We start from the raw sequence: 14,208 nt of genomic DNA on the forward strand, positions 1-14,208 counted from the left end.
CCAGCGGGGTGGTCATGCCGATCTCCGAGGTAATCCGGTTAGGGGCGCACGCCTACCACTACCTCGCGCTGTTCGAGGGGGTGAACGGTCGCGCACTGTGGCTGGGCCGAACCAAACGTATCGCTTCAGCAGACCAGCGAATCATCCTGCACGCCAAGTATCGTGGCTGCACCCGCCCCGGCTGCGACGCTCCCGGGTACCACAGCATGGTCCACCACGCCGCCAAGGATTGGAAGAAAGGCGGCCGCACCGACATCGGTGACCTCACCCTGGCCTGCCCACCCGACAACGAACTCGTCGAAACCGGCGGCTGGGAAACCCGCCAACTCGCAGGCGGCCAGACTCAATGGATCCCACCACCAGGCCTGCCCATGCTCCGCGGCGGCGTCAACGACTACCACCACCCAGAACGCTTGTTGGAGAACGACAACGACCCACCATCGGACGACGCGGGCGCCGCCTAACCTGGCAGCTCAACCTCCACGTCGGCGGGCACCTTGTCCGGCCGCAGACCGCGCCAGCTCGGATGGCGCAGCCGTCCGTCCGATGTCCACTCGCCAAAACGCACCTCCCCCACCAACTCCGGGCGCACATAGGTGACCCCTTTGGCGTCCAACCTGGGAAGTGGTGCGTTAAACGGAGATTCGTCGGTGTGCAACGGAGTGAGGATCGTCTTGAGCCGGGTCAGCTCCTTCTCGGAGAATCCGGTACCCACCCGGCCGATGAACCGCAGACCGCCTTCGTCGGGAATGCCGAGCAGCAGCGCGCCGATGCCGCTGGAGCGTCCGCCATTGCCCTCGCGCCAGCCGCCGATCACGGCCTCCTGCGTGTTCCAGTTCTTGTCCTTGATCCACGACGCCGACCGCCGCCCCGGCTGATAGGTCGAGTCCCATTTCTTGGCGACAACGCCTTCCCACTTCTTCTTTCTGGAGAATTCGAGTGCGTCGGATCCGTCGCCGTCGATCAGCGGCGGGACGATCAAATCCGTTCCCTCGGCGAAGGTTTCCAGCACTTTGCGCCGGTCGCGGTACTTCGCCTTGAGCAGCGACCGCCCGTCGAGGCGTAGGATGTCGAACGCCCAGAACTCGATCCTGGTGGCGCGCACCCGATTCTGCATCTCACCGAAGTTCGGGACACCATGTTCGTCGAGCGCCACCACCTCGCCGTCGAGGATGACATCGTGGTCAGCGAGATCGGTTGTCAGCGAGTGCAATTGCGGATACTCCGCGGTGAGATCCCGCCCGCTGCGCGATTGCAGCCGCAGGTCGCCATGCGAAATCTCGACCAGCAGCCGATACCCGTCGAACTTGCCCTCGAATGCGTACTGCGCCGCGGTGAGCTTCTCCACCGAACCCAGCGTGGCGAGCATCGGCGAGTAGTCCTGCAGGCGCGGCGCCGGTTGATCTTTCATCCGGTGCGCCAGCCATTGGTCGCCCTTGGTCTGAATCAGCGCGTAACGCCCCGAGATCCGCCGGCCGTGCAGGTCGACGATCACCTCGCCGCCCTTCTCCCCGCCGTCCCGGAATTTCTCCGCCTCGTACGTCCCGGAATCCCAGATGATCACCTTGCCGCCGCCGTACTCGCCCTTCGGAATGTCTCCGGAGAACGTCGCGTACTCCAGCGGGTGGTCCTCGGTATGCACGGCGAGATGGTTGACCGCCGGCGTATCCGGCAGGTTCTTCGGCACCGCCCACGACACCAGCACGCCGTCGCGCTCCAGCCGGAAGTCGTAGTGCAGCCGCCGGGCGTGGTGCTCCTGGATGACGAAGGTGTTGTTCTCACCGGCCGGAGCCGCTGGGCCGGCGACATCGGACCGAGCCGGCCTGGCCGCCGGCACCGGCTCGGGTGTCTTGGCCGAATCCCGCATGCTCCGGTACGTCGTCAGCCGGTCCTCGCCGGGGACGTCGGCATCCATTCCGGCCAGCAGATCGCCCTGCTCGGCCACCCGGGCCAGCACCTCCCGAAACTCCAGGTGGCGCAGGGTGGGATCGCCGATCTCGTCCCACGTCCGCGGCGCCGCGACCGTCGGGTGCTCCCGGCCGCGTAACGAATACGGTGCGATCGTCGTCTTCGACCCGTTGTTCTGGCTCCAATCCAGAAAGACCTTGCCCGCCCGCAGACTCTTGGTCATCGTGGCAGTCACCAGCGTGGGCATGCTCTGCTCGAGCTGCTGAGCCACCCGGCGGGCCAGCACCACCGCACCGTTGCTGCTGACCGGGTCGGCCAGCGGCGCATACAAATGCAGCCCCTTGCTTCCGCTGGTGAGCGGGTAGACCGTCAGCCCGATGTCGTCCATGAGCTCGCGGACGGCATCGGCCACCTCGCCCAACTGCGGCATCGTCACACCCTCGCCCGGATCCAGATCGAACACCAAACGTGTTGCCGGACCGGGCTTTCCATCGCCATTGAATCGCCATTGCGGCACATGGACTTCCAGAGCGGCCTGCTGAGCGATCCACGCCAGGCCCGTCGTGGTGTTGATGATCGGATAGGTGGTGGCCCCCGAGCGGTGCGCCACGGTCGCCCGGTCAAGCCAGTCCGGAGCCGAACTGGCGAGCTGCTTTTCGAAAAACGACGCCTCGTCGACCCCGTTGGGCCAGCGCTTGCGGGTGACCGGCCGGCCCGCGATGTGCGGCAGCATCACCTCGGCGATGGCGGTGTAGTACTCGAATACGTCGGCCTTGGTGGTGCCGGTGGCCGGGTAGAGCACCTTGTCGGCGTTGGTCAGCGTGACGCGGGGTCCCTTCGTCGCCCCGGGCGGCCACACGTCATTCACCACCCCAACGGTATTACCCACTGCTACCGTGGACCAGTGACCAGAATGCTGGTGGCTGCTCTAGTGGCGCTGCCCGCGTTGATCGGCGTTCCGCAGGCCGCCGCCGATCCGGAAGACCATGTCCCGTACTGCTCGGCCGGGCAGGACCCGATGAACAGCGGTTGCCGGCCGGCGCCCTATTTGGAAACCAGCGACGGCATGGCACCGGGCGCGAATCCTGACCTGCCGACCGGGCTGAATCCGGGCGTCCAGCCCGCCATCTGACCCGGCTAACTCCCCAGCACCGATCAGGCCTGCATACTGGACAGATGCGTTCCATCTGGAAAGGCTCGATCGCATTCGGTCTGGTGAACGTCCCTGTCAAGGTGTACAGCGCCACCGAGGACCACGATCTGAAGTTCCATCAGGTGCACGCCAAGGACAACGGCCGCATTCGCTACAAGCGCGTCTGCGAAGTGTGCGGTGAAGTGGTCGAATACCGGGACATCGCCAAGGCCTACGAGTCCGACGACGGCCAGACGGTGATCATCACCGACGACGACATCGCCACGCTCCCCGAGGAACGCAGCCACGAGATCGAGGTCGTTCAGTTCGTTCCCGCCAGCGAGATCGACCCGCTGATGTACGACCGCAGCTATTACCTGGAGCCAGACGGCAAATCGTCGAAGTCCTATGTGCTGCTGGCCAAAACGCTCGCCGACACCGACCGGGTGGCGATCGTGCACTTCGCCTTGCGGAACAAGACTCGCCTGGCCGCCTTACGGGTCAAGGATTTCTCCAAGCGCGACGTGATGATCGTGCACACGCTGCTGTGGCCCGACGAGATCCGCGATCCCGACTTCCCGGTGCTCGACAAAGAGGTGGAGATCAAGCCGGCTGAGCTGAAGATGGCGGGCCAGGTCGTCGATTCGATGGCCGATGATTTCCACCCCGAGCAGTTCCGCGACACCTACCAGGAACAGCTCCTCGAACTCGTCCAGGCCAAGCTCGAAGGTGGGGAGGCGTTCACCACCGAAGACCAGCCCGCCGAGCTCGATGAGACCGAGGATGTCTCCGATCTGCTGGCCAAGCTCGAGGCCAGTGTCCAACGCCGCCGGGAGTCCACTGACGAGAAGCCACCCGCCAAGAAGGCGGCGAAGAAGGCTCCGGCCAAGAAAGCCGCCGCCAAGAAGGCCGCCGCCAAGAAGGCCTGACCAAAATAGAACGTGTTTCAATTTCGTTCTGAATTCCGCGCCGTCAGCTCCCACGAGCTTGTTACGGTGTTCGCGGACAAGGGAAGAGGGACACGTGATACTCGACAAATTCAGACTTGACGGTCAAGTTGCGGTGGTCACCGGTGGTGGGCGTGGCCTGGGTGCGGCGATCGCCGTGGCGTTCGCCGAAGTCGGCGCCGACGTCGTGATCGGCTCGCGCACCCAGTCCGAGTTGGAGTCGGTCGCCAAGCAGATCGAGGCCGCCGGGCGGCGCGCCCATATCGTCGTCGGCGACCTCGCGCACCCAGAGACCACAGCCGCGCTGGCCGGCACCGCGGTCGAGGCGTTCGGCAAGCTGGACATCGTCGTCAACAACGTCGGCGGCACCATGCCCAACGCGCTGCTGAACACCAGCGTCAAGGACATGAAGGACGCGTTCACGTTCAACGTCCTCACCGCACACGCCCTGACGCTGGCCGCCGTGCCGCTGATGCTCGAGCACTCCGGCGGCGGCAACATCATCAACATCACCTCGACGATGGGCCGGCTCGCCGGCCGTGGCTTCGCCGCTTACAGCACGGCAAAGGCCGCCCTGGCCCACTACACCCGGCTGACTGCGCTCGACCTGTCCCCCAAGATCCGGGTCAATGCCATCGCACCGGGCTCCATCCTCACGTCGGCGCTGGAGATCGTCGCCTCCAATGACACACTGCGCGATCCGATGGAGAAGGCGACGCCGATGAAGCGGCTCGGCGATCCGCTCGACATCGCCGCGGCCGCCGTCTATCTCGCGTCGCCCGCCGCCAGCTACCTCACCGGCAAGATGCTCGAGGTCGACGGCGGCCTCATCGTGCCGAACCTCGACCTCCCCATCCCGGACCTGTAAGGAGCGCCATGGCCATCCGCGTCGCACAGATCGGCACCGGCAACGTCGGCATTCACGCGTTGAAGGCGCTGATCACCAACCCCGAGTTCGAACTCACCGGCGTCTGGGTCTCCTCGGATTCCAAGGCGGGCAAGGACGCCGCCGAACTGGCCGGGCTCGCTGAGACCACCGGCGTCACGGCCACCACTGATCTCGACGCCGTGCTCGCCGCCAAGCCCGATTGCGTCGTCTACAACGCGCTGGCCGACAACCGCCTGCCCGAGGCACTGGAGGACTATCGGCGCATCCTCGCCGCCGGCGTCAACGTCGTCGGCAGTGGCCCGGTGTTCCTGCAGTGGCCCTGGCAGGTGATTCCCGACGAGATGATCAAACCGTTGGAAGACGCTGCCCAGGAAGGCAATTCGAGCCTGTTCGTCAACGGCATCGATCCCGGCTTCGCCAACGATCTGCTGCCGCTGGCGCTGGCGAGCACCTGCCAGAGCATCGAGCAGATCCGGTGCATGGAGATCCTCGACTACGCCACCTACGACAGCGCCACGGTCATGTTCGACGTGATGGGCTTCGGCAAGCCGATGGACGACATCCCGATGCTCCTGCAGCCCGGGGTGCTGAGCCTGGCCTGGGGCTCGGTGATCCGCCAGATCGCGGCCGGACTAGGTCTGGAACTCGACGGCATCGAAGACATGTACGTGCGCGAGCCCGCGCCGGAGGACATCGAGATCGCCGCGGGCACCATCGCCAAGGGCACCGCGGCGGGACTGCGATTCGAGGTGATCGGCTTGGTCGGCGGCGCCCCGGCGATCGTCGTCGAACACGTCACCCGGCTGCGCGAGGATCTGTACCCGGACTGGCCGCAGCCCGCACAGGAAGGCGGCAACTACCGCATCGAGATCACCGGCGAACCGTCCTACGCAATGGACCTGTGTCTGAGCTCGCCCAACGGCGACCACAACCACGCCGGCTTGGTGGCCACCGCGATGCGGCTCGTCAACGCCATCCCCTCCGTGGTGGCCGCACCCGCCGGGATCCGCACGACGATCGACTTACCATTCGCGACTGGCAAAGGGCTGTACGCTTCTGGGTAAGGGAACTGCCAGGAAGGGAATGCCGATGCGGCACAGGCTCCGCTATGTGTTTCCGGTGATCATCGCCGCCGGTGCTGCCGCAGGTGCATTCGCACCCGTCGCCAATGCTGATACGACGTTGATCTCCCCGTCAGTTCCCAGCTGCGTCGACACCGGGGGCAGCTCAGTGATCGGTGGCCAGACCACCCAGTGCGCCACCCCCGGCAACGTCCAGCTCAACGCAACCCCGGAAGTCCCCGAGGATTTCGCCTATCCCTGGGGCGACGAGTTCTACGGTCCTGCACTGATTTTCGGCGCTCCCGGCCCCGCAGGCGGCGGTGGCGCCCACGGCGGCGGGGGCCGCTGAGTCTCAGATCGCGGCCGCAAGGAGGCCCACATGGTTACCAAGATCGCTCTTGGCGCCCCCCTACTGATCGCGGTCGCGGCCGTCGTACTGGCCGCCCCGGCGACAGCGCGGCCCGCGCAATGCACCGACACCGGCCCCAGCACCACGGTCTGCGAGACCCCGGGGCATGCGGCGATCGTCACCTCGCCCAACCCGGCCTTGCAGAATCCGCTGGCGGGCTGGGGCTTCGGCGGCTGGGGTATCGGGCTCGGCGGAATCTTCATCGGCCTCTGACGAGCCCCGACAGGTTTCGGGTACCCTAACTTTCTTGTTAGTAGCCCCGGACAGAAGGCTCGTCGATTGGCACAGGTGACCCGCGCCCCCAACCGGGGCTGGTATCTGCTCGGCCCCGCCTTCGTCGCAGCCATCGCCTACGTCGACCCGGGGAACGTCGCGGCCAACATCAGCGCCGGCGCACAGTTCGGTTTCCTGCTGGTCTGGGTGATCGTGATGGCCAATGTGATGGCCGGACTGGTGCAGTACCTGTCGGCCAAGCTGGGCCTGGTCACCGGCCGCAGCCTGCCCGAAGCCGTCCGCGACCACACCCGCACCCCGAGCCGTATCGGGTATTGGATTCAGGCCGAACTGGTCGCGATCGCCACCGACCTCGCCGAGGTGGTAGGCGGCGCCATCGCATTGCACCTGCTATTCGACCTGCCGCTGCTCCTCGGCGGCGTGATCACCGGTGCGGTGTCATTGCTCCTGCTGGCCGCGCAGGACCGGCGGGGTCAGCGGATGTTCGAGAGGGTCATCACCGGGCTGCTCCTGGTCATCGCCATCGGGTTCCTGTCCAGCCTGTTCGTCAAGGCACCGCCGGCCGCGGACGTGGTGGGCGGCCTCCTCCCCCGATTCGACGGCCCGGAAAGCGTTCTGCTGGCGACCGCAATGCTCGGCGCGACCGTGATGCCGCACGCGGTCTATCTGCATTCCGGACTCGCGCGCGATCGGCACGGGCACCCCGCGGCCGGTGCGGCACGCGCCCGGCTGCTGCGGATCACCCGGTGGGACGTCGGCGTCGCGATGCTGGTGGCCGGCGCGGTCAACATGTCCATGCTGCTGATCGCGGCGACAAACCTGCAGGGCCGCGACGACACCGACTCGATCGAGGGTGCGCACGCCGCCGTCCGGGACGCGTTGGGGCCCACGGTCGCGCTGCTGTTCGCGATCGGGCTGCTGGCCTCCGGTCTGGCATCGACGTCGGTGGGCGCATACGCCGGAGCGATGATCATGCAGGGGCTGCTGCACAAGACCTTCCCGCTGCTCGTGCGCCGGCTGGTGACGCTGATCCCGGCCCTGGTGGTGCTCGCCATCGGCATCGATCCCAGCCGCGCGCTGGTGATCTCCCAGGTGGTGCTGTCGTTCGGCATCCCGTTCGCGCTGATCCCGCTGGTGCGGCTGACCAGCAGTCGCACGCTGATGGGTGCGGATACCAACGCCCGGCTGACGACGGCCCTCGGGTGGGCGGTTGCCGCAGTCATTACGCTGCTGAACGTGGTCCTGATCTACCTGACACTCGCGCACTGAGGTGCGGCACCCGTATTTCGCCTACGGGTCCAATCTCTGCGTGCACCAGATGGCCCGGCGTTGTCCCGGGGCCGCCGACCCCCGGCCGGCGACCCTGGCCGATCATGACTGGCTGATCAACTCCCGCGGCGTGGCCACCGTCGAACCGTTCGTCGGCAGCATCGTGCACGGCGTGCTGTGGTGGCTGACCGACCACGACCTCGCCGTCTTGGACAGCGCAGAAGGGGTGCCGGTGCGGTACCGCCGCGACCGGTTGACCGTGCACACCGCCGACGGGCCCGCCCCGGCCTGGGTCTACATCGACCACCGCACCGAGCCGGGCCCGCCGCGGCCCGGCTATCTGGAGCGCATCATCGACGGAGCGCTGCACCACGGCCTTCCGCAGCGTTGGGTGGACTTCCTGCGGCGCTGGGATCCAGCGCACTGGCCGCGACCACTGGCGTCGAACTCCTCTGGGCCGCAATCACTTTCCGAACTCCTTGCCGACCCGTCGGTCGTCGAGGTCAGTCAGCTGCGGTCGCCGTTCGGGTTCCTCGCCATCCACGGCGGCGGCCTCGAGCAGATGACCGACGTCATCGCCGAACGCGCCGCCGACGCCGCCGGAGCGTCGCTGTACCTGCTGCGCCACCCCGAGCACTATCCGCACCACCTGCCGTCGGCGCGCTATCTGGCCGCCGAGTCCGAACGGCTCGCCGCTTTCCTGGACCACGTCGACGTGGCCGTGTCGGTGCACGGCTACGGCCGCATCGGGCGCAGCACCGAACTGCTGGCCGGCGGCCGCAACCGGACGCTGGCCCGCCACCTCGCCGCCACCATCGAGCTGCCCGGCTACCAGGTGGTCACCGATCTCGGCGCCATCCCCGCCGAGCTGCGCGGCCTGCACCCCGACAATCCGGTCAACCGGGTGCGCGGCGGCGGCGCGCAGCTGGAGCTGCCGACCCGGGTGCGCGGCATCAGCCCGCGAAGCCAGCCGCCGGATGCCGACGGGCTCTCCCCGGCCACCTCTGCGCTGGTGCGGGGCCTGGCCACGGCGGCTCGCTCGTGGCGGCAGTGAGAACTCCTGCGGACTTCTCGGTTAACGACAGCCGCGCCTGGTATCGCATCCCGGCACGCTGCTACAGGATTTCCCTTTGTGGCCGACGTCGACTTCTCCCTGCTGGATCTGCCGCGCGCGACGCCACCGGAGCCTGATGCGTACCTGCGAGCGGCGATGGCCTGGCATTTCGGGGCCGAGACCGGCTCGCCGTACTGGCTGCGCACGGCCGAGGAACTGGACTTCGATCCGCTGACCGACATCCGCACGTTCGCCGACCTCCGCCGATTCCCGAACTTCGTCAACCAATTGCGCGACGTCCCGGCCGAGGACCTCATTCCGCGCGGCTACGGATCACCCGCGCCGATCCCGATGATCTTCGAATCCGGCGGGACCACAGGCGCACCCAAGCGGACGGCCCAACTACCGGACTGGGTGGCCCAGGTCGCCGAGTGGCAGACCGACGACTTCGCGCGCGCGGGATTCGTCGGCGGGCGCGGCTTGCTGTGCATGATGCCCAGCGGCCCGCACGGTGTCGGCCACTTCTCCCGGGTGGTGTCGGGTCGGCTGGGTTCGATCTGTCATCTGATCGATCTCGATCCACGATGGGTCAAGAAGCTGGTCGCACGCGGGGCCGCGGGAGAGATGTCGGCCTATCTGAATCACATCCTGGACCAGGCGGAATGGGTTCTGCGCAGCCAGGACGTCGCGAATCTGCACACGACGCCTCCGCTGCTGGATGCGATCGCCCGCAACGACACGCTCGCGCAGCTGGTCGGTGACAAGGTCCGGTTCATTCTGCTCAGCGGTGCGCACGTCGATCCCGACAGCCTCGACGTGTTGCGCGACGTCTTCCCGGCCGCGACCATCGCGATGGTGTTCGGCAGCACGATGATCCTGTCGCAGGCCCAAACGCGAATCGCGGGTGAGGAATTCGTGTTCGACCCGCGCAGCCCCTACGTCTTCTTCTGGGTGATCGACCCGGATACCGGCGAGCAGGTCGGGTACGGCGAACGCGGCCAGGTGGTGATGAACCACATCAGCAAGGGCATGTTCATTCCCAACAATCTCGAACGCGACAGTGCGATCCGCCTGCCCGGCCCTGACGGCCAGGTCGGTGACTCGATCGCCGAGGTCGCCCCGGTCGCCGTACTCGACGGCGAGCCGGTGATCGAGGGTGTGTACTGATCGTGATCGACCTGCCCGTCCTGGGACCGAGCGGTGAATACCGTTCCCGCAAAAGCGAAGTCGTCACCGACACCGCAGGCACTGGAGTTGCCGAGCTGAGCATCGCCCCGCCGCTGTACATCGCGCGGGCTATGGCGGCGCAGCGCAAAACCAAGCCGCTGCCCGCCGATCAGCGACAGGCCGCGCTACGCAAGGCAGGCGTCGTGTTCGCCACCTCCGAGGCCGCCGGCCTGGACTTCGAGTCGTATGTTCAACTCGCGAGCCGGGTTTCGGGGCTGCCGGTCGCCGTGACCCGAGTGCAGGCGCTCGAGGTGAGCGAGGCCGTCGTCGCCGCGTTCGACGCGGCCCAACCAGCCCGGCCGATCGGCGCGGTGCCGGACTGGCGGGCGGTGCGGCCCGGGTACGCGGCCGCGATCTGGTCGCGACGCGGTGACGTGTTCGGGGTGCACGCCTCTGGTAATGCACCCGGTGTGCACGGGCTGTGGCCGCAGGCGCTGGCCATGGGCTATCGGGTGGCGGTGCGGCCCTCGCGGCGCGAACCATTCACTGCGCACCGGCTGGTTTCCGCATTGCGGGAAGCAGGTTTTCGCGACCACGACGCGGCTTATCTGCCCACCGACCACGCCGGGGCGGACGAGATCGTCACGTCGGCCGACCTGGCCTTGGTGTACGGCGGCAGCGATGTCGTGGCCAAGTACGGCGACGACCCCACGGTGTTCGTCAACGGCCCCGGGCGCACCAAGATTCTGATCACCGCGGAGCAGGACTGGCGAGATCACCTCGACGTGATCGTGGATTCCGTTGCCCGCCTGGGTGGGATGGCCTGCGTCAACACTACCGCCGTGCTGATCGAGGGTGACGCCGCGCCGCTGGCCCACGCGATCGCCGAACGGCTGAGCACCATCGAGACGCTACCCCCTGAGGACGAACGTGCGCTTCTGCCAACACAATCCGTCGCATCAGCACGCACCACGGCCACCTTTCTCGCCGCTCGTACCGCCGGCACGACTGCGCTAGCGGGTGCAGACCAGATCGTCGCCGACCTCGGCGACGGCCGTGCCGCCCTGCGGCCGGCGGTGCATCTGCTCGCGGAACTGGACACCGAGAAGATCAACACCGAGCTGGCGTTTCCATGCGTGTGGGTGGCTCCCTGGCAGCGCACGGATGGCATCGGGCCGCTTCGCCATTCGCTGGTCATCAGTGCACTCACCGAGGATGACGGCCTTGTCGACGATCTCCTCGACGAGCCGACGATCGCCAATGTGTACCGCGGCCCGGTGCCCACCTACTTCACGGCGCCCGGCCTGCCACACGACGGGTTTCTCGCCGACTTCCTGATGCGTACCAAGGGATTTACCACGCTGGGTTGAGTGTCGCTTCCGCGGCGACGGCGAGCACGTCGCCGATCTCGTTGCGCTCACGCCAGGCCGCCCGCTGCCGCATCGCGCCATTGCCCTCCTTCAGTAGCCGGTCCAGCTCCGCATGGACCCACTCGTCGTCGCCGAGTTCCTCGAGGGCGGGCTTCAACAGCTGCAGCCAGTTACCCAGCACCGCCGCCACCGGGGCACTCACCCCGCGCCCGGTGACATCGATGGCCTGACCGTCCAATCCGTCGTGCGCAGCCTTCCAGTAGGCGGCACGCACGATGTGGTCGTCGATGCGGGGTGACGGTGCCCCGGCGCGTTCGGCGGCCAGGGCGGTCATCACCGCGGCACGGGCCAGGGTGGCCAGCAGAACGGTCTCGGCGACGGTGGCCGGCACGTCGGAAACCCTGACCTCCACGGTCGGGAACTTTGTGGACGGGCGGACATCCCAATAGACCATGCCGTCGTCGAGCATGGCCCCGGCGTCGAGCAGCATCGCCACGATCGCGTCGTAGTGTTCGGCGGAATCGAAATGTGGTGGCGGCCCGGCGCTGGGCCAGCGGCCCCACAGCACGCTGCGCCAGCTGGCATGGCCGCTGTCGGCGTTGCGATAGATCGCCGAGTTGGCGGTGAGCGCGAGCAGCAGCGGCAGCTGAGGCCGCAGCCGGTTGCTCACCGCGATGGCCACGTCGCGGTCGGGCACCTCGACGTGGACGTGGCATCCGCAGATGCCCTGCTCGTGGGCGATCATGCCGAACTGCTCGCCGATATCGCGGTAGCGCTCGGTGTCGGTGATCGGGAAGCTGTGCGGCACCGTGGGTGGCAGGCCGACGGCCAGAAGCTGTGCCCCCGCCTCCTGCGCGGCATCCGCCGCGACTCGCCTCAACCGGGTGATCTGTTGGCGCAGTTGGGAACTCGTCTGCGCCACCTCCGTCGCGGTCTCGACTTGGCAGGTGGTCAGTTCGAGTTGCAGGTCGACTCCGCGGTGAGCCGCTCGCTTGGCCACGTCGGCGTTGCAGCCAACCGGCTCCCCGGTGTCGGGATCGACGAGGAGGAACTCTTCCTCCACGCCGACGCTGGGCACATTCACAATCCACGGGATCCCCGCAGCGAGGGCGCGTCAAACCGTGCCACGTACCGAGACCGCCGCTGTCGATCCCGCGCGGAGCGGTCTTAGCATGCCGAGATGGTGAAAGATTTCCGCTTCGGCATCGGCGTGCGATCGGTCAAGTCGGCGCAGAAGCTGCGCGATACGGTGCGACGGTTCGAGGACTTGGGTTTCGACGTCCTGCATGTTCCGGACCACCTCGGCCGGTTCGGCATTCCCGCGCCGTTTCCCACCATGGTGGCCGCAGCGGAGTACTCCAAGACGATGCGCGTGGGCACCTTCGTGATCAACGCCGCGTTCTACAAACCCGCGATCCTGGCGCGCGACGCCATCGCCGTCGACATCCTGAGTGAGGGACGGCTCGATCTCGGGCTGGGCACCGGGTATGTGCGCGAGGAGTTCGAGGCCGCGGAGATGCCGTACCCGAGCGCCGGTGAGCGGGTCGACCATCTGCGGCACACCACCACCTATCTCAAGCAGACCGCACCGTCGATCCCGATCCTGATCGCGGGCAACGGCGATCGGGTGCTGCGGATCGCGGCCCAGCACGCCGACATCATCGGGCTCACCGGTGGCGGGGTGCCCGACTATCCCGGCCACGATCCGTTGGCCGAGCGGATCGAGTTCGTCCGAGCGGCCGCCGGCGAGCGATTTGCCGACCTGGAACTCAACATCGCGATCACCGGGGTGCCCACCGATTCCTCGGGCATCCCCGACCTCGCGCTGACTCGCGGATACGCACCCGACGCCACCGAGGAGCAGCTGCTGGCCCTGCCGACCGTGCTCTCCGGAACCCCGCGCGACATCGCGGACACCCTGCGGGCTCGCCGCGACGACTACGGGATCAGCTACTTCACCGTGCAGGACTATCACGCGGAGTACTTCGCCAAGGTCATCGCCGAGTTGCGCTGAGGGGTTTGCGGGACCGCCGGTCGGGCTATGGCTGATCGGACGGAGGCTTATTCATGCAGAACAACGGCGATGACGAGACAGGGATGCAGCACTGCGCTCAGGGCGTGCTGGTCGGATTGAAGCGATGCACCCTGGATGCGGCGTCGGGCGAAATCTCCCGAGCGTCGCAGCGCCACGAGCTGGACAACCAGCGGGTGGCCGTGGCGCTGGTGCGCTTGGCCCAGGATGTGGACCCGGAAGCCGATAGCAACGCCACCGCGGTGGCCCGTTACGAGTGGGGTGCGCTGCTGCCGCGGCGCAGGTACTAGGCGGTAAGCTGCCAGCCGGTGCGCCCCCGTAGCTCAGGGGATAGAGCACGGCTCTCCTAAAGCCGGTGTCGCAGGTTCGAATCCTGCCGGGGGCACTTATTTCCGCAGTTCAGGATTGGTAGTTAGCCCACCTAATATATTGATCTGTCGCATATTCCCCAGTGATGCTGCGGCCACGCAATTCGGCTACCGCGGTGTGCGTAGTTGTCGCATCGGTCCTGGCCCGAGCCCCCAACGTGGGATCGCGAATTTCCCAATGGCGCAAAGAACTCCCGGTAGCGTTTGGTCCTAGCCGCAACAACTGTGATTGATCCAGATGGGTCAAGTCCAGGGGCGTGGTGTACGACGTCGTCGTGTGATTCTTCGATGTGATGGTTCAGGCGGTCAGTGCCGCGGGGGTGGCCTCCTGTTCGGTCGGTGAGCTCTGATCGGCTCGGGATTTGCTG

15 protein-coding genes and 1 tRNA gene are annotated in these 14,208 nt (G+C 67.1%); 14 read left to right on the forward strand and 2 right to left on the reverse strand.

Annotated features, from left to right (window positions below; translation table 11 throughout):
• Positions 1 to 464, forward strand: a 464-nt coding sequence (locus tag HPC46_RS32360; RefSeq protein WP_179476137.1) for an HNH endonuclease signature motif containing protein, incomplete at its 5' end; no start/stop codon positions are given.
• On the opposite strand, the gene HPC46_RS32365 is transcribed toward HPC46_RS32360, so the two are convergent.
• A complete protein-coding gene (locus HPC46_RS32365; protein WP_325096860.1) occupies positions 461 to 2,776 on the reverse strand; it encodes an ATP-dependent DNA ligase in 2,316 nt (771 codons plus the stop codon). The two genes, HPC46_RS32360 and HPC46_RS32365, sit on opposite strands and share 4 nt — an antisense overlap.
• A 45-nt stretch (positions 2,777 to 2,821) precedes the next feature.
• Here HPC46_RS32365 and HPC46_RS32370 point away from each other — a divergent pair, with 45 nt between their 5' ends.
• From HPC46_RS32370 to HPC46_RS32415, 10 genes are all read left to right on the forward strand, one after another.
• Positions 2,822 to 3,040 (forward strand): hypothetical protein, encoded by a 219-nt coding sequence (locus tag HPC46_RS32370; protein ID WP_179476150.1) that lies wholly within the window; start codon positions 2,822 to 2,824, stop codon positions 3,038 to 3,040.
• A gap of 44 nt (positions 3,041 to 3,084) precedes the next feature.
• Entirely contained in the window at positions 3,085 to 3,969 is an 885-nt protein-coding gene (gene ku / locus HPC46_RS32375; RefSeq protein ID WP_179476138.1) for a non-homologous end joining protein Ku, read from the forward strand.
• A gap of 94 nt (positions 3,970 to 4,063) precedes the next feature.
• The gene (locus HPC46_RS32380; protein ID WP_179476139.1) at positions 4,064 to 4,855 is read left to right on the forward strand and encodes an SDR family oxidoreductase; all 792 of its coding nucleotides are present in this window, start codon (positions 4,064 to 4,066) and stop codon (positions 4,853 to 4,855) included.
• A gap of 8 nt (positions 4,856 to 4,863) precedes the next feature.
• The gene (locus tag HPC46_RS32385) at positions 4,864 to 5,940 is read left to right on the forward strand and encodes an NAD(P)H-dependent amine dehydrogenase family protein (protein WP_179476140.1); all 1,077 of its coding nucleotides are present in this window, start codon (positions 4,864 to 4,866) and stop codon (positions 5,938 to 5,940) included.
• A 25-nt stretch (positions 5,941 to 5,965) separates the two neighbouring features.
• The gene (locus tag HPC46_RS32390) at positions 5,966 to 6,286 is read left to right on the forward strand and encodes a hypothetical protein (protein ID WP_179476141.1); all 321 of its coding nucleotides are present in this window, start codon (positions 5,966 to 5,968) and stop codon (positions 6,284 to 6,286) included.
• 30 nt (positions 6,287 to 6,316) lie between these two features.
• Positions 6,317 to 6,559 carry a hypothetical protein gene (locus tag HPC46_RS32395; protein ID WP_179476142.1) on the forward strand — a complete coding sequence of 81 codons (243 nt, stop codon included), beginning with the start codon at positions 6,317 to 6,319 and terminating at the stop codon, positions 6,557 to 6,559.
• A gap of 66 nt (positions 6,560 to 6,625) precedes the next feature.
• Positions 6,626 to 7,849 carry an Nramp family divalent metal transporter gene (locus tag HPC46_RS32400; protein WP_179476143.1) on the forward strand — a complete coding sequence of 408 codons (1,224 nt, stop codon included), beginning with the start codon at positions 6,626 to 6,628 and terminating at the stop codon, positions 7,847 to 7,849.
• Between the two features lies 1 nt (position 7,850).
• Positions 7,851 to 8,903, forward strand: coding sequence for a poly-gamma-glutamate hydrolase family protein (locus HPC46_RS32405; protein ID WP_179476144.1), 1,053 nt, complete (start codon positions 7,851 to 7,853; stop codon positions 8,901 to 8,903).
• 78 nt (positions 8,904 to 8,981) lie between these two features.
• The gene (locus HPC46_RS32410) at positions 8,982 to 10,070 is read left to right on the forward strand and encodes a phenazine antibiotic biosynthesis protein (protein ID WP_179476145.1); all 1,089 of its coding nucleotides are present in this window, start codon (positions 8,982 to 8,984) and stop codon (positions 10,068 to 10,070) included.
• Between the two features lie 2 nt (positions 10,071 to 10,072).
• Positions 10,073 to 11,440 carry an aldehyde dehydrogenase family protein gene (locus HPC46_RS32415; RefSeq protein ID WP_179476146.1) on the forward strand — a complete coding sequence of 456 codons (1,368 nt, stop codon included), beginning with the start codon at positions 10,073 to 10,075 and terminating at the stop codon, positions 11,438 to 11,440.
• Here the strand turns inward: HPC46_RS32415 and HPC46_RS32420 are convergent.
• Positions 11,424 to 12,527, reverse strand: coding sequence for a glutamate--cysteine ligase (locus tag HPC46_RS32420; protein ID WP_179476151.1), 1,104 nt, complete (start codon positions 12,525 to 12,527; stop codon positions 11,424 to 11,426). The two genes, HPC46_RS32415 and HPC46_RS32420, sit on opposite strands and share 17 nt — an antisense overlap.
• A 93-nt stretch (positions 12,528 to 12,620) precedes the next feature.
• Here HPC46_RS32420 and HPC46_RS32425 point away from each other — a divergent pair, with 93 nt between their 5' ends.
• The 3 genes from HPC46_RS32425 (at position 12,621) to HPC46_RS32435 (ending at position 13,857) form a co-directional block, all read left to right on the forward strand.
• Positions 12,621 to 13,454 (forward strand): LLM class F420-dependent oxidoreductase, encoded by an 834-nt coding sequence (locus HPC46_RS32425; RefSeq protein ID WP_179476147.1) that lies wholly within the window; start codon positions 12,621 to 12,623, stop codon positions 13,452 to 13,454.
• A 53-nt stretch (positions 13,455 to 13,507) separates the two neighbouring features.
• On the forward strand, positions 13,508 to 13,762 hold the full coding sequence (locus HPC46_RS32430; protein ID WP_179476148.1) for a hypothetical protein: 255 nt from the start codon (positions 13,508 to 13,510) through the stop codon (positions 13,760 to 13,762).
• Between the two features lie 22 nt (positions 13,763 to 13,784).
• Positions 13,785 to 13,857, forward strand: a tRNA-Arg gene (locus HPC46_RS32435).
• Positions 13,858 to 14,208 lie beyond the last annotated feature (351 nt).

Origin of the sequence: Mycolicibacterium vinylchloridicum (genome assembly GCF_013404075.1) — a bacterium.
GTDB classification, from domain to species: Bacteria; Actinomycetota; Actinomycetes; order Mycobacteriales; family Mycobacteriaceae; genus Mycobacterium; species Mycobacterium vinylchloridicum.